The organism is Roseateles sp. P5_E8 (assembly GCF_054177665.1).
In genome coordinates this window covers 14,636-39,806 of the sequence record NZ_JBGCUM010000016.1, presented here as the reverse complement: position 1 = coordinate 39,806, position 25,171 = coordinate 14,636, and the positions used below count along the sequence as shown (strand labels likewise).

16 protein-coding genes are annotated in these 25,171 nt (G+C 68.7%); 7 read left to right on the top strand and 9 right to left on the bottom strand.

The features are described 5' to 3' along the window. Nucleotides 1-20: 20 nt before the first annotated feature. Nucleotides 21-1,730, bottom strand: coding sequence for a methyl-accepting chemotaxis protein (locus ACXRVZ_RS11845; protein WP_457420557.1), 1,710 nt, complete (start codon nucleotides 1,728-1,730; stop codon nucleotides 21-23). Between the two features lie 117 nt (nucleotides 1,731-1,847). Between ACXRVZ_RS11845 and ACXRVZ_RS11840 the strand changes: the two genes are divergently transcribed. The 3 genes from ACXRVZ_RS11840 (at nucleotide 1,848) to ACXRVZ_RS11830 (ending at nucleotide 4,541) form a co-directional block, all read left to right on the top strand. Continuing rightward, entirely contained in the window at nucleotides 1,848-2,423 is a 576-nt protein-coding gene (locus ACXRVZ_RS11840; protein ID WP_457420555.1) for a hypothetical protein, read from the top strand. A gap of 32 nt (nucleotides 2,424-2,455) precedes the next feature. Beyond that, entirely contained in the window at nucleotides 2,456-2,956 is a 501-nt protein-coding gene (locus ACXRVZ_RS11835) for a hypothetical protein (protein ID WP_457420553.1), read from the top strand. A gap of 64 nt (nucleotides 2,957-3,020) precedes the next feature. Next, a complete protein-coding gene (locus ACXRVZ_RS11830) occupies nucleotides 3,021-4,541 on the top strand; it encodes a lysozyme inhibitor LprI family protein (RefSeq protein ID WP_457420551.1) in 1,521 nt (506 codons plus the stop codon). 41 nt (nucleotides 4,542-4,582) lie between these two features. Here ACXRVZ_RS11830 and ACXRVZ_RS11825 read toward each other — a convergent pair whose 3' ends face one another. The 6 genes from ACXRVZ_RS11825 to ACXRVZ_RS11800 all read right to left on the bottom strand — a co-directional run bounded on the left by ACXRVZ_RS11825 (nucleotide 4,583) and on the right by ACXRVZ_RS11800 (nucleotide 12,664). After that, nucleotides 4,583-7,216 carry a diguanylate cyclase domain-containing protein gene (locus tag ACXRVZ_RS11825; RefSeq protein WP_457420549.1) on the bottom strand — a complete coding sequence of 878 codons (2,634 nt, stop codon included), beginning with the start codon at nucleotides 7,214-7,216 and terminating at the stop codon, nucleotides 4,583-4,585. A 7-nt stretch (nucleotides 7,217-7,223) separates the two neighbouring features. Then, on the bottom strand, nucleotides 7,224-8,729 hold the full coding sequence (locus tag ACXRVZ_RS11820; RefSeq protein ID WP_458232433.1) for a malonate--CoA ligase: 1,506 nt from the start codon (nucleotides 8,727-8,729) through the stop codon (nucleotides 7,224-7,226). A gap of 7 nt (nucleotides 8,730-8,736) precedes the next feature. Further along, nucleotides 8,737-9,687 carry a Bug family tripartite tricarboxylate transporter substrate binding protein gene (locus ACXRVZ_RS11815; protein ID WP_457420545.1) on the bottom strand — a complete coding sequence of 317 codons (951 nt, stop codon included), beginning with the start codon at nucleotides 9,685-9,687 and terminating at the stop codon, nucleotides 8,737-8,739. Between the two features lie 54 nt (nucleotides 9,688-9,741). Next, nucleotides 9,742-11,733, bottom strand: a complete 1,992-nt coding sequence (locus ACXRVZ_RS11810; RefSeq protein ID WP_457420543.1) for a PAS domain S-box protein — start codon at nucleotides 11,731-11,733, stop codon at nucleotides 9,742-9,744. A gap of 206 nt (nucleotides 11,734-11,939) precedes the next feature. After that, nucleotides 11,940-12,365 carry a globin family protein gene (locus ACXRVZ_RS11805; RefSeq protein ID WP_457420541.1) on the bottom strand — a complete coding sequence of 142 codons (426 nt, stop codon included), beginning with the start codon at nucleotides 12,363-12,365 and terminating at the stop codon, nucleotides 11,940-11,942. Between the two features lie 89 nt (nucleotides 12,366-12,454). Then, nucleotides 12,455-12,664, bottom strand: coding sequence for a hypothetical protein (locus tag ACXRVZ_RS11800; RefSeq protein ID WP_457420539.1), 210 nt, complete (start codon nucleotides 12,662-12,664; stop codon nucleotides 12,455-12,457). Nucleotides 12,665-12,796: 132 nt separating this feature from the next. Here ACXRVZ_RS11800 and ACXRVZ_RS11795 point away from each other — a divergent pair, with 132 nt between their 5' ends. Beyond that, nucleotides 12,797-13,528, top strand: coding sequence for a response regulator (locus ACXRVZ_RS11795; protein ID WP_457420537.1), 732 nt, complete (start codon nucleotides 12,797-12,799; stop codon nucleotides 13,526-13,528). A gap of 164 nt (nucleotides 13,529-13,692) precedes the next feature. Here the strand turns inward: ACXRVZ_RS11795 and ACXRVZ_RS11790 are convergent, their stop codons facing one another. Next, a complete protein-coding gene (locus tag ACXRVZ_RS11790) occupies nucleotides 13,693-14,199 on the bottom strand; it encodes a response regulator (protein ID WP_457420535.1) in 507 nt (168 codons plus the stop codon). A 221-nt stretch (nucleotides 14,200-14,420) separates the two neighbouring features. Here ACXRVZ_RS11790 and uvrA point away from each other — a divergent pair, with 221 nt between their 5' ends. From uvrA to ACXRVZ_RS11775, 3 genes are all read left to right on the top strand, one after another. After that, the gene (gene uvrA / locus ACXRVZ_RS11785; protein WP_457420533.1) at nucleotides 14,421-20,045 is read left to right on the top strand and encodes an excinuclease ABC subunit UvrA; all 5,625 of its coding nucleotides are present in this window, start codon (nucleotides 14,421-14,423) and stop codon (nucleotides 20,043-20,045) included. A 738-nt stretch (nucleotides 20,046-20,783) separates the two neighbouring features. Further along, complete coding sequence (locus ACXRVZ_RS11780; RefSeq protein WP_457420531.1) at nucleotides 20,784-21,182, top strand: hypothetical protein; 399 nt, start codon at nucleotides 20,784-20,786, stop codon at nucleotides 21,180-21,182. Between the two features lie 51 nt (nucleotides 21,183-21,233). Beyond that, a complete protein-coding gene (locus ACXRVZ_RS11775) occupies nucleotides 21,234-23,903 on the top strand; it encodes a S9 family peptidase (protein WP_457420769.1) in 2,670 nt (889 codons plus the stop codon). On the opposite strand, the gene ACXRVZ_RS11770 is transcribed toward ACXRVZ_RS11775, so the two are convergent. After that, entirely contained in the window at nucleotides 23,900-25,111 is a 1,212-nt protein-coding gene (locus tag ACXRVZ_RS11770) for a vanadium-dependent haloperoxidase (RefSeq protein WP_457420529.1), read from the bottom strand. The genes ACXRVZ_RS11775 and ACXRVZ_RS11770 overlap by 4 nt on opposite strands. Nucleotides 25,112-25,171: the final 60 nt, after the last annotated feature.

Sequence of the window (25,171 nt, the reverse complement as noted above, 5' to 3'; positions counted from 1 at the left end):
CGTGGTGGTCATCTGCGGGCTCAGAAGCTGGTCCAGTCGTCATCTTTCGCGGCCACTGCCGCTGCGGCCGGCGCGACAACAGCCGTGACCGGCACCGGGCGCGGCTTGCTGAATGCCGCCTTGGCAAGGCCGGTCGCCTTTGGCCTGGCGATCCGGGCCGCCACCGGCCGGGGCGCCGCAGCCGCGTCGAGCTTGAAGGCCGCCACCGTCTCGGCCAGCTGGCCGGCCTGGGCGCGCAGGCTCTCGGCGGCTGCGGCGCTTTCCTCCACCAGGGCGGCGTTCTGCTGGGTGACCTGGTCGAGCTGGTTGACGGCCTCGCCGATCTGGCCGATGCCCTTGCTCTGCTCGCTGCTGGCGGCGCTGATCTCGTTGATGAGGTCGGCCACGCGACGCACCTGGCCGACGACCTCGCCCATCGTGCGGCCGGCCTCGCCCACCAGCGTGTTGCCGGCCTCCACGCGCTCGACGCTGGCGCCGATCAGCCCCTTGATCTCGCGTGCCGCCTCGGCCGAGCGCTGTGCCAGCAGGCGCACCTCGCCGGCCACCACCGCAAAGCCTCGCCCCTGCTCGCCGGCCCGCGCGGCTTCCACCGCCGCGTTCAGCGCCAGGATGTTGGTCTGGAAGGCGATGCCGTCAATCGTGCCGATGATGTCGGCGATCTTCTTGGAGCTGGCCGTGATCTGCTCCATGGTGCTGACGACCTGGCCCATCACCTGGCCGCCGCTCTCGGCGACGCGGGCGGCGCTGTCGGCCAGTTGGGCGGCCTGGCGGGCCGTGTCGGTGTTGTGGTTGACGGTGGCGCTCAGCTCTTCCATCGACGCCGCCGTCTCCTGCAGGTTGCTGGCCTGCTGCTCGGTGCGCTGGCTCAGGTCGGCATTGCCCTGGGCGATCTCGCCGCTGGCCATGGCCACGCTCTCGGCATTGCCGCGCACGGCGCCGACGATGCTCACCAGCGCGTCGTTCATGCGCTGCAGCGCACCCAGCAACTGGCCGGCCTCGTCCTTGCGGCGGGTGTCCAGGCGCAGGCGCAGGTCGCCGCCGGCCACCGTCTCGGCGGCGTCGACGGCCTGCTGGATGGGCGTGACGACGGAGCGCGTGATCAGCAGCGCCATGGCTGCGCCGATGGCGATGGCGGTCACGGCAGCGACGACGACAGCGATGGCGGCGAAGTCCACCGTCGCGTCAGCCGACTTGGCCGCGCTGTGCATCAGCTCCCGTTGGAACTCGACCAGCGTTTCCAGCGCCTTGAAATACTGCGCCTGCAGGCCCTGGGTCTCGCCCAGCAGCAGATCGCGGGCCGGCTCGGCCTCGTCCTTCATGCCCAGTTCGATGACCCTGCGCACCGAGGTGACGAAGGCCGTGCGCGCCTGCGCGGTGGCGGCCATCAGCTGGCGGCCGCGCTCGGAGGTGATGCTGGCATCGAGCTTGTCGAACAGCGCCGCGTTGAGCTTGGCGGCGGCTTCGACGTCGGCCAGCTGCTTGCGCTTGCCCTCGGCGTTAGGCAGCAACAGCACGTTGCGCACCGCTTGCGCCGTCAGGTTGACGTTGTCCTTGATCTGCTCCAGCTGCTGCACCTTGACGATGCGGTCGTCCACCATCAGCGCCAGCTCGTCATTGACGCGGATCAGCGCGGTGCGCGCGTAGGCGGCCAGCAGCACGCTGAAGGCGATGGAAACGGCGAAGGCCAGGCCGAGGCGGCGGCCGATGCGCAGGTCCGTGAGCAGGTTCATGCGGGTCTCCCTTGGTGTGGTGGCGTGGGACTCACCGTATGGCTCTTGGCCCGGCGAGGTGCGACAGGCCCGAGTCTGTGCCATTCTGTCGACTCAGCGCAATGCGAAAGTACAGGCATGAAGCAGCAAGCAAGTCTGGGTGAGCGGGTGCTGGCCCTGGTGGCGCGGCCGCCCGAGCCTGAATTCACCGTCAGCGCGCGGCCGGCCGATGCGGCGGCCAAGGCCATCGAGAGCGCGGCGGCCAAGGCGGCGCTGGCCGCCGGCACGCTGGCCCTGCCGCTCGGGCCTCTGGGCTGGGCCACCATCGCGCCGGAGATGCTGGCCGTCTGGCACATCCAGCGCCAGCTGGTGGCCGATATCGCCGCCCTCTACGGCCGCAGCGCCGACCTCGGGCCCACGCAGATGATGTGGTGCCTGTTCCGCCACACGGCGGCGCAGGCGCTGCGCGACCTGACCGTGCGTGTGGGCGAGCGCGTCATCGTGCGCCCGGCCGCCCAGGCCGTGCTGCAGCGGGTGGCCGGCGCGGTGGGCCTGCACCTGGGCCGCAAGGTGGCGACGAAGGCGTTGTCGCGCTGGGTGCCGCTGGTGGGCGCGGCCGGCGTGGGCGCCTATGCCTGGTGGGACACCCGCCAGGTCGGCCGCGCGGCGCTGCAGCTCTTCGAGGCCGAGCAGGTCATCGACAACCCTGTGTAGCTTCCCCCGCCGGGCCTGACAAACTCGGGCCGATGGATTCGCTGCCCACCATCCTCGACATCGAAGCCTCCGGCTTCGGGCGCGGCAGCTATCCCATCGAGATCGGCTTCAGCGACGGCCAGGGCGGGCTGTTCTGCGGCCTCATCCTGCCCGAGACCGACTGGCTGCACTGGGACGCCGCCGCCGAGGCCTTGCACGGCATCAGCCGCGAGCTGCTGCGCATCCACGGCCGGCCGGCGCGCTGGATGGCCGAGCAGCTCAACACCCGGTTGCGCGGGCAGACCGTTTTCTGCGACGGCTGGGGCCACGACTACACCTGGCTGGCGCGGCTCTACGAGGCGGTCGGGCTGCGGATGAGCTTCCAGCTGGACGACCTGCGCAAATTGCTCAGCGAGGACGAGGCGCAGCGCTGGAAGGGCGTCACGGAGGCTGTGCGTGCGCGCCAGCAGTTGACTCGCCACCGCGCCAGCAGCGACGCTCGTGTGCTGCAACTGGCGCTGGGGGAGGTCAAGAACGGTGTGGCCACGATTTGACCCGGTGCCGCGCAGATGTCGCTTGTGTGAATCGATTGCGGAGTCGTCACCAATGGTTAGCCCCATGAAGAAAATCCTCTCGGCGGCCTTGCTCTGCGCATGCTTTGCGCTGCCTGCCTACTCGGCGAGCTTCGACTGTGCCAAGGCTGGCAACAAAGCCGAAGCCACGATCTGCGCGTCGCCTGAGCTTTCAGCGCTCGATGAACAGTTGGCTGCGGCCTATGCAGACGTTCTGAGCGACCACAAGGCGCCTGACTTGGTCCGTGCGTCGCAAAGGTCCTGGATCAAGGACACGAGAAACGCATGTGCCGATGAGGCCTGTCTCATGACAGCCTATCAAATGCGTATTGCGGCCTTGCGCGACGCTTCCGGTCTCGCTGCCGCCGGCGTTGCGAGCGAAGGCGACAAAATCGCGGCCACGGATGCTGCGGTAGCTTCAGGTGCTGCGCCCGCCTCTGCAGCGGCACTCCCGTCGATTGACGCCTCTTCCAGCGCAACGCGCGCTTCGCCGCCGGCGTCCGGGACGAGGCTTGGTTCCGGCATGGTGCATGACACCAGCGGCGGTTGGTGGAGCCAGGCGCTGATGGCTGGAGCGGTGGTCGCCTGGCTTGGCGTGGCGATTCTCATCCGTAGGCTTGGCCGGTCTTTAATCGTGGCGGTCGGCGGAGGTTTCCTCGCTGCATGCTTGGTGGTGCTTGGTGCTTTTCTGTTGCGCCTGCCGGTTCGTGAGGTCGGCGTTTCGAGTGGAGTTTCAACTGGTGCCGTTGGGGCCGCACCTGCCAATGGCCATGCAGTTGCGCCAGTCTTTGCGGACCTTTCCGGACTCAAGTTCGGTCAGCATTCGGACGCTATTGGCGCGGACTTCAAGTTGGTTGCCAAGTCAGCCAAAGCGGAAGAGACGGCTGAATCACTTCGCAAACAGACGGGTGAGACGATCCAAAATTGCTTTCGCAAAGACCATCCACACTCGGGCGTCGATGGCGTCGTCCTTGGTTCGCTCGTGCTGTGTTTCGACGCGAACTCCGACAGACTCGTTAAATTGATTGTGAGCGTCGAGCACCCATCTCCGGAGACCGCGGATCTCTTCGCATTGAAGCGCCAAATCGATCGTGTGATTGGGCTTGAAGGAGTTCCCGGTGACATGAATGGAAAGTATCGGAACACGATTTTCCGTTGGCTTAGGATTGATGGAGGGCAGGAATCGGAAGTCGGCTTCCACTCGGTACCGTCAGGCACGGTCTACTCCGAAAAGGTCGGTGCAAGCTATTTGAATGGCAGGCTGCCCTCCACTGACGGGACGGTCTCGACCGGCGCGCAGGAGGGCGACAAACGCCCGTCGCCTATCAGCGAGCGCCCCGTCTTGAACCCGGTTGCTTCTCAGGAAGACCCCGTCGCGATGATCAAAAGGGCGTGGCTTGCCGTGCCTTCAACGAATGAGTGCAAGTACGTCAAGGAGACGCTGTTTGCAGCACAGGAAACTGTTCGCAGCTTCGTTCAGGGATACGGGGCCTCTGGAGGGCGTAGGGCAGCGGTGGAGCGTATCAACGAGGCCAAGACGATGAAATGCCTGCCTGCTGACTTCTAGCGCCCCAACTTGCCACGACGTTTTTCAATCGGTGCAAGGCGCTAGATCGAGCCGCCCCTAACGCACCCGCGCCCGGCGCGCTTGGCTTCGTAGAGGCTGGCGTCGGCCCGCTCGACCAGTGCCTCCAGCGTGACGCTGCCCGCCGTGGCCACGCAGTAGCCGATGCTGACGCCGATCTCCAGCACCAGCTCGCCGATGTGATACGGCGTGCTGAGGGCCTGCAGTAGCTTGGCCGACACGGTGGCGGCATCGCCCACCTCGTGCAGCTGCGGCAGCAGCACGGCGAACTCGTCACCGCCCAGGCGCGCGACCAGGTCGCCCGGGCGCAGCGCGTGGCGCAGGCGCAGGGCCACCGCCTTCAGCAGCGCGTCGCCGGTCGGGTGGCCGTACCCGTCGTTGACGGGCTTGAACTTGTCGAGATCGAGGTAGAGCAGGGCCGCCTGCTGGCCGCCCGGTGCGGCCAGCAGGCGGCGCGAGCCCTCCTCGAAGCCGGCGCGGTTGAGTAGTTGGGTCAGCGCGTCGGTCTGCGAGGCCAGGCGCAGCCGGGCCTCCTCGCGGCGGGCGTCGGTCACGTCCGCCTCGATGCCGATGACACCCTCGATCTTGCCGCTCTGCACGCGCAGCGGCGCGTACTGCACGTCGAAGCTGCGGCCGTCGCGCTCGCCGCCGCTGGCCAGGTCCAGGCGGCGGGTCTCGCCGGCCAGCGCGGCGGCAATCAGCGGCGCGCGGGCGGCGTAGTCCTGTGGGCCGAACAGCTCGGCCAGCGGCCGGCCGACCCAGTCCTTGAGCTCGATGTGGCGCTGCGCCTCGAAGGCGGCGTTGAAGAAGATCACGCGGCCCTCGGTGTCGCCGACGAGGAACTGCGCCCGCGCCGTATGCGCCACGGCCAGCAGCATGGCCTCGCTGCGCTCGCGTTCGCGCTGGGCGCGCGCCTGGGCCGACACGTCACGCAGGATGACCGACACCGTCTCGGTGCGGCCGCGCGGGTCGCGGTGGGCCAGCACGGTGAAGTCCATGGGCACCTTGTCGGCGCCGATCTTCAGCCGCGTGCGGCCGCGCCAGTGACCGTCGCGCATTGCGGTGGGCAGCACCAGCTTCTGGTAGGCCTCGATCTGCTGGGCCGAGAAGAAGTGTTCGATGCGCGAACCGTCCAGCGCGGCATCGGCGGCGAGGCCGAAGCGCTCGCGCGCGGCGGGGTTCATGTAGATGACGTCGCCGTTGCCGCGTGCCTGGCAGACGATGTCGGGCGTGATGTCGAAGATCGCGGCCAGCGTCTGGCGCGCCTTTTCCTGCTCGCCGCGCTCGGTCACGTCCTCGACGGTGCCGGCCTGGCCGGCGATCTCGCCGTCGAAGTACAGCGGCGCCGTCCGCACCGCGATCCAGCGCACGCGCCCGTCGTCGGCGCGCCGCATCTTGCGCACCATGTCGACCGGCTCGCCGGTGGCCACATGCTGCTTCCAGCGCTGGATCATCATGTCGCGGTGCTCGGGCCGCACCAGGGCAGTCCAGCCCCAGGCGACGTCTTCGCGCTTGATGCCGTGCACGCGCAGATAGCTGTCGTTCACGTAGACCATGCGACCCGTCTCGTCGCAGCGGAACAGGCCCAGCGGCATGGCATTGCTGGTGGCCTGCAGGGCCGCCTCGCGCAGCCGCGCGGCGCGCTGCAGCAGGCTCAGCCAGCGGGTCAGCACCAGCAGGCCCAGCGTTGCGACAGTCGCCACGGCGAGCACGACGGTGCGCTGGCGGCGGTGGGCGGCGAGAGCGGCGTCCTCGGTGTCGGACAGCAGCAGCTTGAGGTTGAAGTCGCCCAGCGTCACGTAGGCGCCCATGCGCGGGCGGCCGTCGCTGACGGCGCCGCTGCTGGCGAAGAAGCCTTCGTTGTCACTGAGGTCCTTGCGCCGCGCCGGGAATTCGTCGAACAGGTTGCGGCCCACGAAGCCCGTCACCTCGGGCTGGCGCGACAGCGTCAGGCCGTCGCCACGCACCATGACGAGCGAGGCCTGCGGCCCCGGCGTGAACAGCGCCTGCACGGCGCTCAGCCGCTGCAGGTCGACGACGGCGAGCACCATGTCGTAGTCGCCCAGCGGGCGCGACAGGCGCATCAGCAGCGGCAGGCGCGTGTGGCCGTCGTCGCGCGTGCCGCCGAGCTTCAGCGGCGCACCGAGCACGATGCCCTCGTGCACGATGCCGGCCACCTGGGTGAAGGCGGCACGGCCCGCGATGCTGGCGCCGTCGCTCTCGCCCTCGGCACCGCCCTGCAGCCGCCGAACCTGGCCGTTGCGGGCCACCAGCATCACGTCCACCATCTGCCGCGAGCCATTGCGCACGCCCTCGGCGAGCTGGTTCAGCGCGGGGTCGACCTGCTGCAGGCCGTCGGCCCGGTGGCTCAGCAGCCACAGGTCGACGAAATGCAGCGCGGCGTCGGCTTGGCGCAGCACCGGTTCGGTCTGCATGCCTATCGTGTGCACGGCGCCGGCCAGTTCGCGCCGCTGATCTTCCAGCAGCTCGCGTGGCCGCTCGATCACGTACCAGGCCACCAAAGCCCAGATCGTCACGATGACGAGGCCGAAGGCCAGCGCCGGTGCCAGCAGCAGTGCGCGTTCACGCCGGCGCCGAGTGCGAGCCAGTCGCTGCGGGTCGGGCTCCGGCGGCGGGCTGGGCGCGGGCTCGCTCATGGCAGGCTCAATCGGTCGTGAACAGCGCCGCGTACTGCTCGCGCAGCAATTTCTTCTGCACCTTGCCCATCGCGTTGCGCGGCAGCTCGGGCACGACGATGACGCGCTTGGGCACCTTGAAGCCGGCGATGCGGCTCTTCAGTTCACGGATCAGCGCTTCGGGGTCGGGCTGACCCAGCGGCGTGATGACGGCGACGACCGCCTCGCCGAAGTCGGCGTGCGGCACGCCGATGACGGCCGATTCGCCCACGCCTGGCAGATCGTTCAGGAAGCCTTCCACCTCGGCCGGGTAGACGTTGAAGCCGCCGCTGATGATGAKGTCCTTGCTGCGGCCGATCAGCGTYAGATAGCCCTGGGCATCGACGCGGCCGACGTCGCCGGTCCTGAACCAGCCGTCGGCCGTGAACTCCTCGGCCGTCTTCTCCGGCATCTGCCAATAGCCGCTGAAGACGTTGGGGCCGCGCACCTGCACATGGCCGATCTCGTCCACCGCGCAGGCGTCGCCGTCGTCGAGCAGGATGCGCAGGCCGACGCCGGGCAGCGCCTTGCCGACCGTACCGCCGATGCGATCACCGTCTTCGGGGCGGCAGGGGTTGGACGTCAGCATCAGCGTCTCGCTCATGCCGTAGCGCTCCAGGATCAGGTGGCCGGTGCGCGCCTGCCAGTCGCGCCAGGTTTCGATGAGCAAGGGTGCGGAGCCGCTGATGAAGAGGCGGATGTTCTTGGTGTCGAGCGCCTTCTCCTGCAGCAGTCGCACATAGAGCGTGGGTACGCCCATGAAGACCGTGGCCTCGGGCAGGCGGCGCGCGACCGCCGTGGCGTCGAACCTGTTGAACCACAGCATGCGGCTGCCGTTCAGCAGCGCGCCGTGCGAGGCGACGAAGAGGCCGTGGACGTGGAAGATGGGCAATGCGTGCAGTAGCACGTCGTCCGGCCGCCAATCCCAGAAGGACTTCAGCGTCTGCGCGTTCGACAGCAGGTTGCCGTGGCTCAGCATCGCGCCCTTGCTGCGCCCGGTCGTGCCGCTGGTGTAGAGAATGGCGGCGAGGTCGTCCGCCGCACGGCGGGCCGGCTCGTGCTGGTCGCTCATCTGCGCGGCGCGGTCCAGCAGCGTGCCGCTGCGGTCGTCGTTCAGCGTGAAGACCCAGCGTACGCCGCGCTGGAAGGCCAGCTTGCTGACCCAGCCGAAGTTGCGCCCAGCGCAGACGACGACGCCTGGCGCCGCATCGGCGATGAAGTGCTCCAACTCACTGGCCTGGTAGGCCGGGTTCAGCGGCAGGTAGACATGGCCGGCGCGCAGCACGGCCAGGTAGAGGATCAGCGCCTCGACGCTCTTGTCCGTGTGCACCGCCACGCGGCTGCCGGCGGGCAGGGCCAGCTTGCCAAGCCAGTTGGCCAGCATCGCGCTGCCGCGCTCCAGGTCGCGCCACGAGTAGAGCGCGCCCTCGTTGTCGATGGCCGTCGAATCGAGGTTGGCCGGGAAGCCGGCGCGCAGGGCCGAGTACAGGTTCATCGTTCGATCAGTCCATCTTTGCGCCAGAGGCTTTGACGACCGCAGCCCAGCGCTTGATCTCGGCGCTGACGAACTGCCCGAAGGCGTCGCCGTAGAGGTTGGGTGTCTCGGCGCCCAGGCCGTGCCAGATGTTGCGGATGTCGTCGCTGGCGAAGGCCTTGCGCAGCTCGGCCTGCATGGCCGCGATGGCTTCCTTGGGCGTGCCCTTGGGCGCCCACAGGCCGTACCAGGTCGACACCTCGTAGCCCGGCACACCGGCCTCGGCCGCGGTGGGGATGTCGGGGAAGCCGACGGCGCGCTTGGTGCCGGCAACCGCCAGCGCCTTGATGCGCCCGCTCTTGATGTGCGTGGCCGATGAGCCCAGGCCGTCGAACATCAGGTCCACCTGGCCGGCGATCAGGTCCTGCAGCGCCGGGCCGGCGCCGCGATAGGGAATGTGGGTGATGAAGGTCTTGGTCTGCAGCTTGAACAGCTCGCCCGCCAGGTGGTGGGAGGTGCCGTTGCCGGCCGAGCCGTAGTTGAGCTTGCCCGGCTTGGCGCGCACGGTGGCCAGCAGGCCCTTGAGATCGGCCACCGGCACCTGGCCCGGGTGCACGACGATGACCTGGGGCACGCTGGCCAGCAGGGCGACGGGAATGAAGTCGTCCTCCAGCTTGTAGTCCAGCCTGGGGTACATGGACGGCGCGATGGCGTGGTGCACGGCACCCATGAAGAAGTTGTTGCCGTCCGGCGCCAGCTTGGCGGCGATGGTGGCGCCCACCGTGCCGCCCGCACCGCCCTTGTTGTCGATGAGTACCTGGCGGCCCATCTGGCGCGTGAGCACGGCGGTCAGCGGCCGCGCAAAGGCGTCGGTGCCGCCGCCGGCGGGGAAGGGGACGATCCAGGTCTGGGGCTTGGCGCTCTGCGCCTGGGCGAGCCAGGGGCTGAGCATCACCGGCAGCAAGGTGCGGCGCTTCATGGGCTTGTCTCCTGATGCTTTTGTGGCGGCGATTATGGTCGCGCCACCTCCGCGTCAGCCGCGCAGCAAGGCCGCCACGCGGGCCAGCAGTTCGGCCTTGGCAAACGGCTTGTTCAAGCGGTCGCAGCGCGCCTCGTCCAGGAACTGCCGGGCCGTGGGCGACAGCGTGTCGCCGGTGACGAACAGCATGCGCCGCGCCAATGCCGGTTGCGTGCGCTTCACCTCGCGCCACAGGCCGGCGCCGTCCAGCTCGGGCATGTGCAGGTCGCTGATGATGGCGTCAAAGCGGGCCTCGGCCAGCATGGCCAGCGCGACGGCACCGGACTCGGCCGTCATGACCTCGTAGCCCGCGCCGGCCAGCATCTCGCCGATCAGCTCGGCGATCTCCGGCTCGTCGTCAACGACCAGCAGGCGGGCGCTGATCTCGTCGGCCGCAGCCAGCGGCACGGGCTCGGTTTCGGTGGTCTCGGGCTCGCCRCTGACGGGCATCTGCAGGCAGAAGCAGGCGCCATCGCCCTCATCCTGCACCGTCAGCTCGCCGCCGTGGTCGCGCGCGATGGAGCGCGACACGGCCAGGCCCAGGCCCGTGCCCACGCCTTCGCTCTTGGTCGTGAAGAAGGGCTCGAAGACGCGCTCGCGCAGCTCCGGCGCAATGCCCGGGCCGTTGTCGCGCACGCGCATCCACACCCGCGGCGTGCGGCGGCGGTCGCCGTCGGTCATGGGCGCCACGCCGGTGGAGACGGTGAGGCGCCGGCCGTGGTCGCGCGCGCCCAGCGCCTGCTGCGCGTTGACGATGAGGTTGAGCACGATCTGGCCGATCTGGTCGGCATCGGCTTTGACCGGCGGCAGCCCCGGCAACAGGTCCAGCGTGACGGCGATGCCGTGGCTGCGCAGCACATAGCCCAGCATGTCGATGGCGGCGGTGGCCAGGTCGTTCAGCGCCACCTCGCTGCGGTTGGCCGGGCGGCTGCGCGCCATGTTCAGGAAGGTGCGGACGATGCGGCCGCAGCGCTCCGCCGCTTCATGGATGCGCTGAGCGTCGGCGGCCAGCGGGTTGTCGCTCAGCTTCTCGGCCAGCAGCGACGCGCGGCCCATGACGATGGAGAGCGGGTTGTTCAGCTCATGCGCCACGCCGGCCAGCAGGCTGCCCATGGCGGTGAGCTTCTCGCTCTGGCGCAGCGCCTCGCGCTGGCGTTCGATCTGGCTCTGCGCGGCCTCGCGTTCCGACAGGTCGAACAGCGACGCGGTGTAGAAGGTCTGGTTGCCCACGGCGGTGCGCCACAACAGCATCTCGATGGGGAACTCGCTGCCGTCGGCGCGCAGGGCCGCCATTTCGATGCGCCGCCCCATCAGACGCTGCTCACCGCCGGCCGTTACGCGGGCCATGCCGGCGTTGTGGGCATCACGCAGGCGCGGCGGGATCATCACGTCAGCCACCGAGCGGCCCAGGGCCTGCTCACGCGCGATGCCGAACATGGCCATCGCGGCCGGGTTGAACTCGACGATGTGGCCGGTCTCGTCCGTCGACACCAGGGCCGCCATCGCGTTGTCGAAGATGGAGGACTTCAGCGCCTCCGTGGTCTCCAGCTCGGCCACCTTGGCCGACAGCTCGGCGTCGCGGCGCTTGAGCTCGGTCAGGTCCAGGCTCATGACGACGGTGGCTTGCGGCACGCCGTCGCGCAGGTCCACCGGCACCAGGTGTTCGCGCATATAGCGCCTGCCCATGCCGGCCAGCTCGGTCCAGCCTTCCCAGGCGACCGTCTGGCCGCTGGCCAGGCGTGGGCGCACGGCCCTGTAGCTGACGTAGGCCGCCTCGCCGATGATGCGGCTGATGCGCTGGGTCAGCACCTGCTTGGGGTGCAGGCCGGTGAAACGGAAGAACTCCTGGTTGGCCCAGACGAGGCGCTCGTCCACGTCGATGACGACGACGCGCGCCGGCACGGCCTCCAGCAGTTGCGACAGCAGCGGCAGCGTGGCCTGCAGCACCGCACTGAGCTCGCCCACGCCGGCGTCGGGCGTGGGGTGGAAATGGATGTCATCGGTCATCTTGGCCGTTCTCCCTGGCGCTGTCGGTGAAGCGCGGCCGATGATAAGGACGTCGTCTACGCCTGCGGGCCGAGCGCCGGGCCGCTCCCAAGCCGGCCCGCAGGCGATGTGCATGCCGGTCAATCCGGCATGCATCGCCGTCCCCCAGGGGGACCGACCAGGCTTGCCCGCGTACAGCGAGGCAAGACTGGGCGAGGGGCTTCAGTTCAGGCGGCCAGTACGGCCGACACCGCACCTTGCTGCATCGTGCGAGCCACCAGGCCGTACATCGTCGTCCAGGCCTCGCGGACTTCGGCCGTGAAGCCGTCGCCCAGGCCGGCGGCCAGCGTGTCCAGCAGTGCAGCGCCGACGCTTTCGTAATGGGCGGTTTCGACGCCATAGCCGTTGTGGCGCTGGCCCAGGCGCAGCAGCACGGGCATCAGGGCGCCCGGGCGGTCCAGCAGCTCGATGGCGGCGCTCAGCATCTGCATGAGGCGCTCGCCCTGCTCGTGCATGTCGCCACCACGGAAGAGGGCGCGCAGGGCCGGGTCACGGGCGAAGAGCTGGGCGTAGAAGGCCTCGGCCACCGTGGCGGCCAGGGGCTTGAGCGGCTCGAAGCTGCTGCGGATGAGGTGAATTTGGTGCGGGGTCATGAGGAGGTCCTGGTCAGTGGTGTTCGGCGACCCGAAGCTGACGCACCCCTCGGGGGCAGCGAGCAACACGAGCGTGGGGCGGTTGAAAGTCAGCCGCGTAGATAGGCGTCGGCGACGGGGGCGAAGATGCACAGCAGCGGCAGCGCAGCGACGAGGCGCTCCAGCGGGTGCCAACCGGGAGCGACGGCGGGCGAGGTCTCGTAGCTGTCATCGAGGTCTTCGGCAAAGGCCTCGCTGCGGAAAATCATGGCCATCGTTTCGGGCCAGTCGGTGTGTGGGTTGTCGCTGCGGAAGTTCATGGCGTTGCTCCTGTTCGGTGACAGGACTGTCTGCGGCGCGCGTTTCAGCCCGGCTTCAGCATTGCCGGCCTTGTGTTGCGTTTGTTTCAACATCGCGCTGGGGCCGTCGGGCCCTGCCTATCATTCGCCGCCATGCCCGACACCTCTGCCCCTGCCACCGTGCTGCTCGTCGACGACGAGCCCGAACTGCGTGCCCTGCTGGCCGAATACTTCGGCCGCAACGGCTTCGAGGTCATGCAGGCCGAGAACGCCGCCGCCGCCCGCGCCCTGGTGGCCGAGCGCGTGCCCGACGTGGCCGTGCTGGACATCAACATGCCCGGCGAGAACGGCCTCTCGCTGGCCCGGGCGCTGCGCGAGGCCCACCCGCGCCTGGCCGTGCTGATGCTGACGACGGCCGGCGAGGCCATCGACCGCATCGTTGGCCTGGAGGTGGGCGCGGACGACTACATCGCCAAACCCTTCGAACTGCGCGAACTGCTGGCCCGCGTGAGGGCGGTGCTGCGCCGCTTGCAGGTCACGGCCGCACCGGTCGCGCCGGCTGCCGAGTTGGAGCCCGAGCGCGTGGCTTTTGGGCCCTGCCAACTGGACATGGCCCGGCGCAAGCTTTTTGGCGCTGGCGGCGAGGAGATCGACATCACCGCCGCCGAGTTCGACCTGCTGGCGTTGTTTGCCCGCCACCCCAACCGACCGCTGAACCGCGACCAGATCATGGAACAGGCGCACAACCGCGGCTGGGACGTCTTCGACCGCAGCATCGACCTGCGCGTCATGCGCCTGCGCCGCAAGGTGGAGCGCAACCCGGACAAGCCGGAGGTCATCAAGACGGTGAGGAACGTCGGCTACGTGTACGTGCCCGCGGCCTGATGACATCTTCGCGGCCGTAGTGCCCGACTGCGGGCCGAGCGCCGGGCCGCTCCCAAGCCGGCCCGTCTGGCGATGTGCGCGCGGCTCAATGCCGCAAGCATCGCCGTCCCCTCGGGGGACCGGTCAGGCTTGCCGCGTTCAGCAGGCAAGACTGGACGAGGGGCTCAGTGCTCCGGCAGTTTCAACCAGCGCTGCAACCTTGTGCGCAGCGCGACAAAGTCCAGCGGCTTGGTCAGGTGCTCGTCCATGCCGGCGTCCATGCTGGCGGCCACGTCGGCGTCCAGCGCATGGGCGGTGAGGGCGAGGATGGGGAAGTTCGGCAGCTTGGCCTCGCGCTGCAGGGCGCGGATGCGGCGGGCGCATTCCAGGCCGTCCATGCCGGGCATCTGGATGTCCATCAGCACGAGGTCGGGCGCGGCCTGTTCGCAGGCGGCGAGGGCTTCGATGCCATTCTTGGCGAGGCGGGCTTCAACCCCCATCAGCGCGAGGAACTCCAGCGCGACGACCTGGTTGATGTGGTTGTCTTCCACCAGCAGCACATGGGGCTGGTGACGTCCCGGCTCGGCATCGGCGGCGCCTGGCTGCGGCATACCGGCGCTGGCACCGCCAGCGGCGGCGCTCAGCCAGAGCGGATGTGTGTGCACTTCAGCAAGCAGCCTTGAGTAGTCCATCCCTTGTCCTCGATTGCATTTGTTTTTATGTCCCCTGGTAAGGGGTGGGGCCATTGTTGCCTCAGGCAGTGTCGGTATGCAACCGCAAGTCCCCACGATTTGCGCTGAGCCTTGGCCGCTCACGTAGGCTGAATCGACCGCTCGTCGGCCTGCAAGTGCTGACAGTTCTCGACCACCCCCGTCCCTACACTGCTGGCCTTCGCAGTTTTGGCCCCCCCGCAATGACCGACGGTCTGATCCGCATCCGAGGCGCTCGCCAGCACAACCTCAAGAATCTCGACCTGGATCTGCGCACCGCGGAGCTGACTGTCGTGACCGGCCCCAGCGGCTCCGGCAAGTCCAGCCTGGTGTTCGACACCCTCTACGCCGAGGGGCAGCGGCGCTATGTGGAGACCTTCTCTGCCTATGCGCGCCAGTTCCTGGACCGCATGGACCGCCCGGCCGTCGACAAGGTGGACGGCGTGCCGCCCGCCATCGCCATCGACCAGACCAACCCGGTGCGCACCAGCCGTTCCACGGTTGGCACCATGACGGAGCTGAACGACCACCTGAAGCTGCTTTTTGCCCGCGCGGCCGAGCTTTTTGACCGCAAGACCGCCGCGCCCGTCAGGCATGACACGGCGCAGAGCATTTATGCGGAGCTGATGGCGCGCGCCGAGGCCGCTGAAGATCCCAGGCTGGTGCTGACCTTCCCGGTCGAGCTACCGGCCAACACCAGTGCCGAGCAGGTGGAGCAGTGGCTGTCGGCCAGCGGCTTCACGCGAGTGCAGGCCGAGCGTGAATCGGATGGCAAGAAGCTGCTGGACGTCGTGGCCGACCGCTTCCGCATCCTGGGCGCGGACCAGCAGCGTGCCATGGAGGCCATCGAGCTGTCACTGAAACGGGGTTCAGGCCGCCTCAGTGTCTACGTCGGCGACGAAGGGGCCACGTTGTGGCGTTTTTCCACCGGTCTGCACTGTCCCGAAAGCGACATCCGCTACGCCGACCCGCAGCCGGCGCTGTTCTCGTTCAACTCGGCCTTCGGTGCCTGCGACGCCTGCCGGGGTTTCGGCCGCGTCATCGGCGTCGATTTGGGCCTGGTCATCCCGGATGACCGCAAGACGCTGCGCAACGGCGCCATCAAGACCCTGGCCACGCCGGCCTGGAAGGACAGCTATGAAGACCTGCTGAAGTACGCCGGCGAGGCCGGTATCCCGCGCGACACGCCGTGGAAGGACTTGTCGCCGGCCCACCGCGAATGGGTCATCAAGGGCACGCCGAATTGGAACGGCAACTGGAACAAGCAGTGGTACGGGGTCAAGCGCTTCTTCGAGTACCTGGAGAGCAAGGCCTACAAGATGCACATCCGCGTGCTCTTGTCCAAGTACCGCAGCTACACCGAATGCCCCAGTTGCCGTGGCGCCCGGCTGAAGACCGAGGCGCTGCTGTGGCGCGTCGGCAGCAAAGCTTTGGCGGACGTGGCGCTGCCGGCGGTGCAACGCTTCCTGCCGGTCGGCGTCGAGTGGAGCCGCGAGCAGCTCGAAGCGCTGCCGGGCCTGAGCCTGCACGACCTGATGCAGCTGCCCATCCAGCGCCTGCGCGCCTTCGTCGACGGCCTGCAACTGCCCAGCACCATGCTGGACGAAGCGCTGAAACTGCTGCTCGACGAGATCCGCCACCGCAGCCGCTACCTGTGCGACGTCGGCCTGGGCTACCTGACGCTGGATCGCCAGAGCCGCACCCTCTCCGGCGGCGAGGTGCAGCGCATCAACCTGACCACGGCGTTAGGTACCTCGCTGGTCAACACGCTTTTCGTGCTGGACGAGCCCAGCATCGGCCTGCACCCGCGCGACATGGGCCGCATCGTGCAGGCCATGAAGCGGCTGCGCGACGCCGGCAACACGCTGGTCGTCGTCGAGCATGACCCGGCCGTCATGCTGGCCGCCGACCGCCTCATCGACATGGGCCCCGGCCCCGGCGAGCGTGGTGGGCAGATCGTCTTCGACGGCACGCCCGAGGACATCCGCACGGCCGACACGCTGACCGGCGCCTACCTCGGCGCGCGCAAGCACGTCGGCATGGGCCTGAAGCGCCTGGTGGACGAGGCCACGCCCAAGCTCATCCTCGAAGGCGTGCGCGAGCACAACCTGCGTGACGTGTCCGTTGCCTTCCCGCTGCAGCGCCTGGTCGTCGTGACCGGCGTGAGCGGCTCGGGCAAGAGCACGCTGATGCAGGACGTGCTCTACCCCGCGCTGGCGCGCCAGTTCGGCAAGGCGACCGAGACGCCCGGCGTGCACGACCGCCTGCTGGGCGGCGACTTTCTGGCCGACGCGGTATTCGTCGACCAGTCGCCCATCGGCAAGACGGCGCGCTCCAACCCGGCCAGCTATGTCGGTGCCTGGGACGAGATTCGCAAGCTGATGGCGGATACGCCGTTGGCGCGCGAGCGCAGCTACACGGCCAGCATGTTCAGCTTCAACGCCGGCGACGGCCGCTGCCCGACCTGCGGCGGCTCGGGCTTCGAGCATGTCGAGATGCAGTTCCTCAGCGACGTCTACCTGCGCTGCCCGGACTGCGACGGCAAGCGCTTCCGCGCCGAGATGCTGGACGCCAAGCTGACGCTGAAGGACCGCGACCTGAGCGTGGCCGACGTGCTGGAGCTGACGGTGGCCGAGGCGGTGCACCTGTTCAGCGAGCACCGCGCCGTCATCGCCAAGTTGCAACCCATCGTCGACGTGGGCCTGGAGTACGTGCGCCTGGGCCAGCCGGTGCCGACGTTGTCGGGCGGCGAGGCGCAGCGCCTCAAGCTCGCCGGCTTCCTGGCCGAGGCGGCGGCGTCGCCGCGCTTTGGCGTCGCCAAGAAGGGCACGCTGTTCCTGTTCGACGAGCCGACCACGGGCCTGCATTTCGACGACATCGCCAAGCTGATGCGCGCCTTGCGCAAGCTGCTGGGCGCCGGCCATTCGCTGATCGTCATCGAGCACAACCTGGACGTCATCCGCGCGGCCGACTGGCTCATCGACCTGGGCCCCGAAGGCGGCGAGACCGGCGGTGAAGTCGTCTGCGTTGGCACACCCGAGGAGATCACCCGGCACGCGACCTCGCACACCGCCGCCGCGCTGCGCGACTACGCGCTGCACATGGACCGCCCCGCCATGGCCGTCGCCGAGGGCCGGCCGCTGCAATCCATCATTCGCGGCCGCCGCCAGGCCGACGAGGCCATCAAGATCGTCAACGCCCGCGAGCACAACCTCAAGGGCCTGAGCGTGGACATCCCGCGCGGCAAGTTCAACGTCGTCACAGGCGTGAGCGGCTCGGGCAAGTCGACGCTCGCCTTCGACATCCTGTTCAACGAAGGCCAGCGCCGTTATCTCGAATCGCTGAATGCCTACGCGCGTTCCATCGTGCAGCCGGCGGGACGGCCCGAGGTGGACGCGGTCTGGGGCATTCCGCCCACGGTCGCCATCGAGCAGCGGCTGAGCCGGGGCGGCCGCAAGAGCACGGTCGCGACGACGACCGAGGTCTGGCATTTCCTGCGCCTGCTCTACGTGAAGCTGGGTGTGCAGCATTGCACCAAGGACGGCGCGCCGGTGCGGCCGCAGAGCGTCGAGTCCATTGCCGCGCAGTTGATGCGTGACTACCGGGGCCAGCATGTCGGCCTGCTCGCACCGCTGGTTGTGAATCGCAAGGGCGTCTACACCGACCTCGCCAAATGGGCCAAGGGCCGCGGCCACACGCATCTGCGCGTGGACGGCGAGTTCCTGCCCACATCGCCCTGGCCGCGCATCGACCGCTTCAAGGAGCACACGCTGGAGCTGCCCGTCGGCGACCTCGTCATTGCCCCTGAACGCGAGGCCGAACTGCGCGAGATGCTGGCCAAGGCGCTGGACATCGGCAAGGGCGTGCTGCACCTGCTCAGCCCCCTGGACGGCCTCAGCGTGGAGGAGGGCGCGACCGGGGTCGGCGTTGGCACCGTCAAGGTGTTCTCCACCAAGCGCGCCTGCCCGGTCTGCGGCACCAGCTACCCCGAGCTGGACCCGCGGCTGTTCTCCTACAACTCCAAGCATGGCTGGTGCACGAGCTGCGTCGGCACCGGCCTGGCGCTGACGCGCGAGCAGCGCAAGGCGCTGGACGACAGCGTGCAGAGTGACGACAACCGCGGCCGCGAGCAGAGCTTCCCGTCCGAGGAGGCCGAGGTCGAGGGCCTGACCGACGCCGCCTGCCCGGACTGCCACGGCACGCGGCTGAACGCGACGGCGCGCTCGGTCGAGTTCGAGGACAAGGCCATTGGCGACGTCGCTGCCTGGAGCGTCGGCGAGGCGCACAGCTGGGTGAAGGGCTTGCATCTGCACGGCCGTGATGCCGACATCGCCCGCGACGTCGTCAGCGAAATCCTCGGCCGCCTGGAGTTCCTGCAGGAGGTTGGCCTGGGCTATCTGACGCTGGACCGCGCGGCGCCCACGCTGTCGGGCGGCGAGGCCCAGCGCATCCGCCTTGCGGCGCAGTTGGGCAGCAATCTGCAGGGCGTCTGCTATGTGCTGGACGAGCCCACCATCGGCCTGCATCCGCGCGACAACCAGATCCTGCTGAAGGCGCTGGCGACGCTGGGTGACAAGGGCAACACGCTGGTGGTCGTCGAGCATGACGAGGACACCATCCGCCGCGCCGACCACATCATTGATATCGGCCCCGGCGCCGGCAAACGCGGCGGCCGCGTGGTGGCGCAGGGGACGGCGGCGCAGCTGGCGCTGGAGCCCGATTCAGTCACCGGCCGTATGCTGGCACACCCGCTGATCCACCCGCTGCAGGCTCGCCGTCCGATTGACGCGGACGCACCCAAGCTGACCGTGATCAACGCTGCCCTGCACAACCTCAAGGGCGTGACCGTGGACGTGCCGTTGCACCGCCTGGTGGCCGTGACGGGCGTATCCGGCTCGGGCAAGTCGACGCTGGCGCGCGACGTGCTGCTGGCCGGCATGGCCGTCGCGGTGCCCTTGAGAAAGGCGCCGGCCAAGTGGGCTGGCTGCGACGGCATTGAAGGCCATGAGCAGGTCGACCGCGTGCTGGAGGTCGACCAGACCCCCATCGGCAAGACGCCGCGCTCCTGCCCGGCGACCTACATCGGTTTCTGGGACGCGATCCGCAAGCTGTTCGCCGAGACGCTGGAGTCCAAGGCGCGCGGCTATGCACCGGCGCGCTTCAGCTTCAACACTGGCGCGGGCCGCTGCCCCGGCTGCGAAGGCCAGGGCATGAAGACCATCGAGATGAGCTTCCTGCCCGACGTGAAGGTGCCCTGCGACCAATGCCATGGCCAGCGTTTCAATCCGGAGACGCTGGGTGTGTCGTGGCGGGGCAAGAGCATCGGTGACGTGCTGGCGATGGAGGTCGACGAGGCCGTCGAGTTCTTCGCGGCGATGCCGTCGATTGCGCATCCGTTGCAGTTGTTGAAGGACGTGGGGCTGGGGTATCTCACCTTGGGCCAGCCGTCGCCGACCTTGTCGGGCGGGGAGGCGCAGCGGATCAAGCTCGTCAGTGAGTTGGTCAAGGTGCGGGACGACGTGGCGAGGCGGGGGCAGAAGGCGCCGCATACGCTGTATGTGCTGGATGAGCCCACCGTGGGCCTGCATATGGCGGATGTGGAGAAGCTGATCCGCGTGCTGCATCGGCTGGTTGCTGGTGGGCACTCGGTGGTGGTCATCGAGCATGACCTGGATGTGATTGCCGAGGCGGACTGGGTGCTGGATCTGGGGCCTGAAGGGGGCGATGCGGGTGGGCGTGTCGTCATCGAGGGCACGCCGGAGGCTGTGGTGGCGAGCGGCAGTCATACCGGTGTGGCGCTGAAGTCGGTGTTGGCGCGGGTGGGTTGAGGTTGCTTCTGCGAAGAGCCTTTCGACTCGGTGCATCGCGCCGGGAGTCCGCCCCGGCGGGCGGGTAACTTTCTTCTGCGGCGCCAGAAGAAAGTCACCAAAGAAGAGGCGCTGAATCCGCACTCCAGCGGCGTGACGGGCTTGGCAACGGATCGCGCCCAGACGCGACCCGCTGCGCTCTCGCTGCTGTCCTTGTCACCAGCGGCACTCATCGCCGCTTCAGCCCGCCTAACGCCGGCTGCACGCCGGGCTCACCAGTGGATACCGCGTCGCTGGGGCGACGCCACGGGGGTTGGGCACGAGTCATCGCGTCGCCCGAGCGACGCTGTCTTCAGTATTTCTCGTGAGCCCGGCGTGCAGCCGCGCGTTAGGCGGCCCGACGGTGTGACGGATGGTGCTGATGACAAGGACAGCAGCGAGAGCGCAGCGGGTCGCGTCGTCCCACTCAACGAGAGGTTGTTGCACGGCGCAGCTCGTGCACGTGGTCTCGTGTGCGGTTCAGCGCCTCTCTTTTGGTGACTTTTCTCTGGCGCCGCAGAGAAAAGTTACCCCGCCGCCGGGCGGGACTCCCGGCAATGCATCGAGCAGACGCGCTCTCCGCCAAAGCAACCCAAAACGAACACCAATTCGGTCTTCGTGAAACCTCCGGTTTTCCAGAACCGTCGCTGAACCGCAGGCGCCTTCCTCGCAGCGGCGAGGCCTAAGACACTCGGCCAGCTTTTGACAGGAGTTCGTGCCATGGTGATCGTTGCGGGATGGCTGCTGGTGTTGCTGCTGCTGGCCTTGTGGTCCGGGCTGGTGTGGTCGGGCGAGGCGCTGCTGGCGGCGGCGCTGTCTCATGCGGGCAACCTTGGCTCGGCCGACTGGAGCCTGCCCGAGGCGCTGACGGCCTGGCTGCCCGTGCCTGTGGCGGAATGGCTGGCGGGCACGCTAGAGACACTGACGCCGCAGTTGCAAGCGCTCGTTGGCACGTTGCCGTGGCTGTCGGGTGGCGTCACTGTGCTGGCCTGGGTGGTGTGGAGCCTGGGCGCGCTGTGTTTGCTCGGCATTGGCGTGGCCATCCATGTCGGCGTGGCGCTGTACCGCAAGTCCAGGGACTCGACCGTGACGAACAGGACCGGCGCCATCGTTTCCTAGAATTCGCTGCCCCTAACCCTAGGGGGCAGTTCAGGAGACCCCTTGAAGCCCGTGACTTTCGCTGCCGCCGGCAGCCTGGCCTTTGCTTTGGCCATTGCTGCTGTCGCCCCTTTGCAGGCGCAGACCGCCCCCACTGCCGCCACCGCCCCAAGCCTCGAACAGATCTTCCGCGCCGAGCCCTATCGCGGCGAGAACGCCAAGGAGGCTGCCTTCAGCCGCAGCGGCCGCTACCTGGCCTATTTGTGGAGCCCCTTCGGCGAGCCCGGCTCCGACCTCTGGGTGCATGACACCCGGACCGGCAAGATGCAACGGGTCACCTCGCCCCAGGTCATGGCCGCCTTCGAGGCGCCCGAGGACCTGGAGCGCTTCAACAAGAAGCTCAAGCAGCGCAACGACGAATACGCCGAGCGCCAGGCCCGGGAAGTCGCGCAGCAGGCCTATCTGCGTGGCGACAAGGTCGACCTGTCGCAGTGGGAAGCCGCCCAACTGGCGGTGCTGAAGAAGGAGCTGGCCGAGAAGAAGGCCAAGGACGACGCGCAGAAGGCGCTGGACAAGGCGGAGACCGATGCGGAGAAGCAGGCCATGGCCGTGCTCGCCGCCAAGCGTGCCGGCAAGCCTGTGCCTGCTGCGGCGCCTGCATCCGCCGCCTCGTCGCCCGACAAGAAGGACGACAAGGAGAAGGAGCTGTGGGAGCTGCGTGACGAGCTGAAGAAGAAGCTCGTGCGCGACAAGCTCAAGCCCGCCGACCTCTACCCCGGCCCGGCCCAGTTCACCTGGGCGCGCAAGGCCGATGAGCTGGTGTTCCAGTACCGCGGCGGGCTGTACCGCTGGAGCGTGGGCGACAAGGCGCCTACGGCGGTCGTCGCGACACAGCGCGAGTTGCGCCTCGTGGGCTACACGGCCGACGACAGCGGCGTGCTGTTCTCCGACGACACCCGCGTGCTGCGTGCCAGCTTCAGGCAGCCGGGCGTGCAGGTCGTCAACCGCGAGCTCATCCACCCGGACGACGAGCAGAAGAAATACAAGATTGCTGAGACGGCGATCAGCGAGGACGGCCGCTGGATGTCGCTGCTGGCCAAGGCGCCGCTCAAGGGCGCCGACGACAAGCCGGCCCCACCGCCCAAGCAGGTCGAGATCATGAGCTACAGCGAGCGCTGGGCCACGGCCAAGAAGGTCAACCGCGAGGTGTCCGACGACAAGCGCACGCAGCAGCCCCTGGCCCTCTACATCCGCCAGCTGCCCACCGGCAACGAGGCGCCGCGCAAGCAGCCGGCGCCGGTGTTCACGCAGGCGGGCGGCGATGTCTGGTTTGAGATGAGCGATGTGGCCTGGGCCAAGGACGGCAGCCGCTATGCCTTCACGACCTGGGAGCGTGAGAAGGAGCTGCTTAGGGTCTACATCGGCGCGGCCGATGAATCAGCCAAGCCGGAGCTTGTGCTGGAGCGCCGTGGAGACGTCGGCCACGAGGTCGTCAACGTGCTCAAGCCCCGCTTCACGCCCGATGGCAAGACGCTCGTGCTGGCCCTGGACGAAGCTGGCTGGCGCCAGCCCTATGCCATCGACGTGGCCAGCAAGGCGCTGCGCCCGTTGGTGAAGGGCGAGTTCGAGGCCCACCAGATCGTCGGCTTCACGGAGGACAGCAAAGCCGTCTTCGTGCTGGCCAACCAGGGCGATGCGGCGGCGATGAATCTGTTGCGCATAGCCATGTCCGGCGGCGCCACGCAGGCACTGGGCTCGGTGGGCGAATTCCACCGCAGCGCGGCGGCGTCGGAGGACGGCCGCTGGGTCGCCGCCAATGCGGGCAACTGGGCCCGGCGCCCGGAGCTCAAGCTGCTGGCCACCGACGCCAAGGCCAACCCCAGGGCTGAAGCGCGCACGCTGACCGACAGCAGCGACCCCGCCTGGGCCGCGCTCAAGCTGTTGCAGCCCGAGCGCTTCGCCTTCACCAACCGCCATGGCGACCGCATCGAGGCCTATGTCTTCAAACCGGCCGGCTGGCAGGCGACGGACAAGCGCCCCGGCATCGTCTACGTCTACGGCGGCCCGCTGAACGACCGCCACATCGTCGAGGTCGACAGCTTCCAGAACACCGCTTACCTGTTCGGCCAGTACATGGCCGCCAAGCATGGCTACGTGATCGTCGCCGTGGACCCGCGCGGCCACAGCAACTATGGCCGCAAGTTCTCCGACGCCAACTGGGAGCGCCCCGGCGAACCCCAGGCTGAGGACCTGGAAGACCTCGCCAAGCTGCTGCCCACGCAATACGGCGTCGACCCGGCCCGCATCGGCCTGAACGGCTGGAGCTTCGGTGGCTTCCAGACCCAGTACACGATGTACACGCGGCCCGACCTGTTCGCCGCCGGCATCGCCGGTGCCGGCCCGACCGAATGGGAGAACTACAACAGCTGGTACAGCGGCCGCACCATCGGCAAGGCCACCGACCGCAGCAAGCCCGTGCTGCGCAAGTATTCGCTGCTGCCGCTGGCCAAAGGCCTGAAGAAGCCGCTGATGCTGGTACACGGCATGCAGGACCCCAACGTGCTGTACCAGGACACGGTCAACGTCTACCGCGAGCTGCTCGATTCGGGCAAGGAATCCCTGGTCGAGCTGTTCCTGGACCCGGACGGCGTCCACGCCCTGGGCGGCGTCGTCAAGCCCGCCGGATGGCACCGCAAGTACGAGGCCTTCTGGCTGCGCAACCTGGGTCGCGCAGGCTCCTAAGGCAAGGGCCGCAGCTGCGTCGCCAGCACTTCCTCGGCCACCTTCTGGCCGAGGCGGTAGCCCACGTCGACGGAGTTGCGGAAGTGCACGCCGCTCCAGACGCGTGAGTTGGCCAGCTCCTGGCCCATGGCCTCGGGCGTGGCCCAGCTGCGCGTCATGGACAGCGAAGTGTTGACCCAGACCAGCGGCGCGGCGCTGTCGCCACGGAAGGCCGTCATCAGCGTGGCCAGCGTGCCGCCGCCGACGGCGCCGCCGGAGGGGTAGTCGCTGTTGGGCGGCGTGTGGATCAGCGGCTCCCAGGTCGCGTCGCGCAGCTTGGCATCGGCAAAGGCGCCGCGCAGCGCGTTGTAGGGCCGCCAGTGGCGGTACTTGGTCTTGATGCCGGTGTAGACGATGCGCGAGTCCAGGTCGGCCATGTCCATCAGCGCCAGCATGCGGGCGAACTCCAGCGGCGTGGCCTTGGTGTGCTCGGCCAGCTTCTGGAGCATGGCCACGGCGTCCTCGCCCTCGCCGGAATTCCAGAACAGCGCGATGACCGACTGCTCGCCGGTGCGCTGCGTGCTGACGCGCCCGCCCACGGCCTTGACCTCGGCCAGGTCGCGCTGGGCGATGGTGCTGCCGACGGCCGGCGGCGGGCCGGGGTCGAAGGCGGCGCTGTCCTTGATGCCGAAGGGCTTCATGCGCGCCGAGCCCACGCCGGACTCCTGCTTGTGCTCGGGTGTCAGCACATGGATGCCCGGCGCCGGCTCGATCTTGGGCGGATCGACGCGGCCGAAGCTGTCGTCCGAGCGAGCGCTCAGCAGCGCCAGCGCCACGCGCCGCCCCAGGGCCACGCCTTTGCTCCGAGCGGCGGCATCGGTCACGCCCTTCAGTGAGGCCTCGTAGGTCTTGTCGATCAGTGCCTGGTCCGCGCCCTGCACGCTGCCCAGCACGACGCGGGCGGCCGAGGCCACGGCCGCGTCGGGCGAGGCGTCCGGCACCGGCGCGGGCGCCACGCCATAGGCCTGGAAGCGCGGCGTGATGGCATTTAGCGTGTTGAACATCGCCAGGTCGGTCAGCAGCGTCGTGTGCAGCACCTGCGATCGCGGCGACTTGGCCAGCACCTTGGGCGTGGCCTCGGCCCAGTCGCTGACGACGTCGGCGCGGGCTGGCAATGCCGCCAGCAGGGCCAGCAGCAGGGCGCCGGCGGCGCGAAGGATTCTGGACATGGCGGCTCCCCTGGGTGAAGCCGGGACGCTAGCCAAGTCGCTTCGGGGCCGCAACCCCAA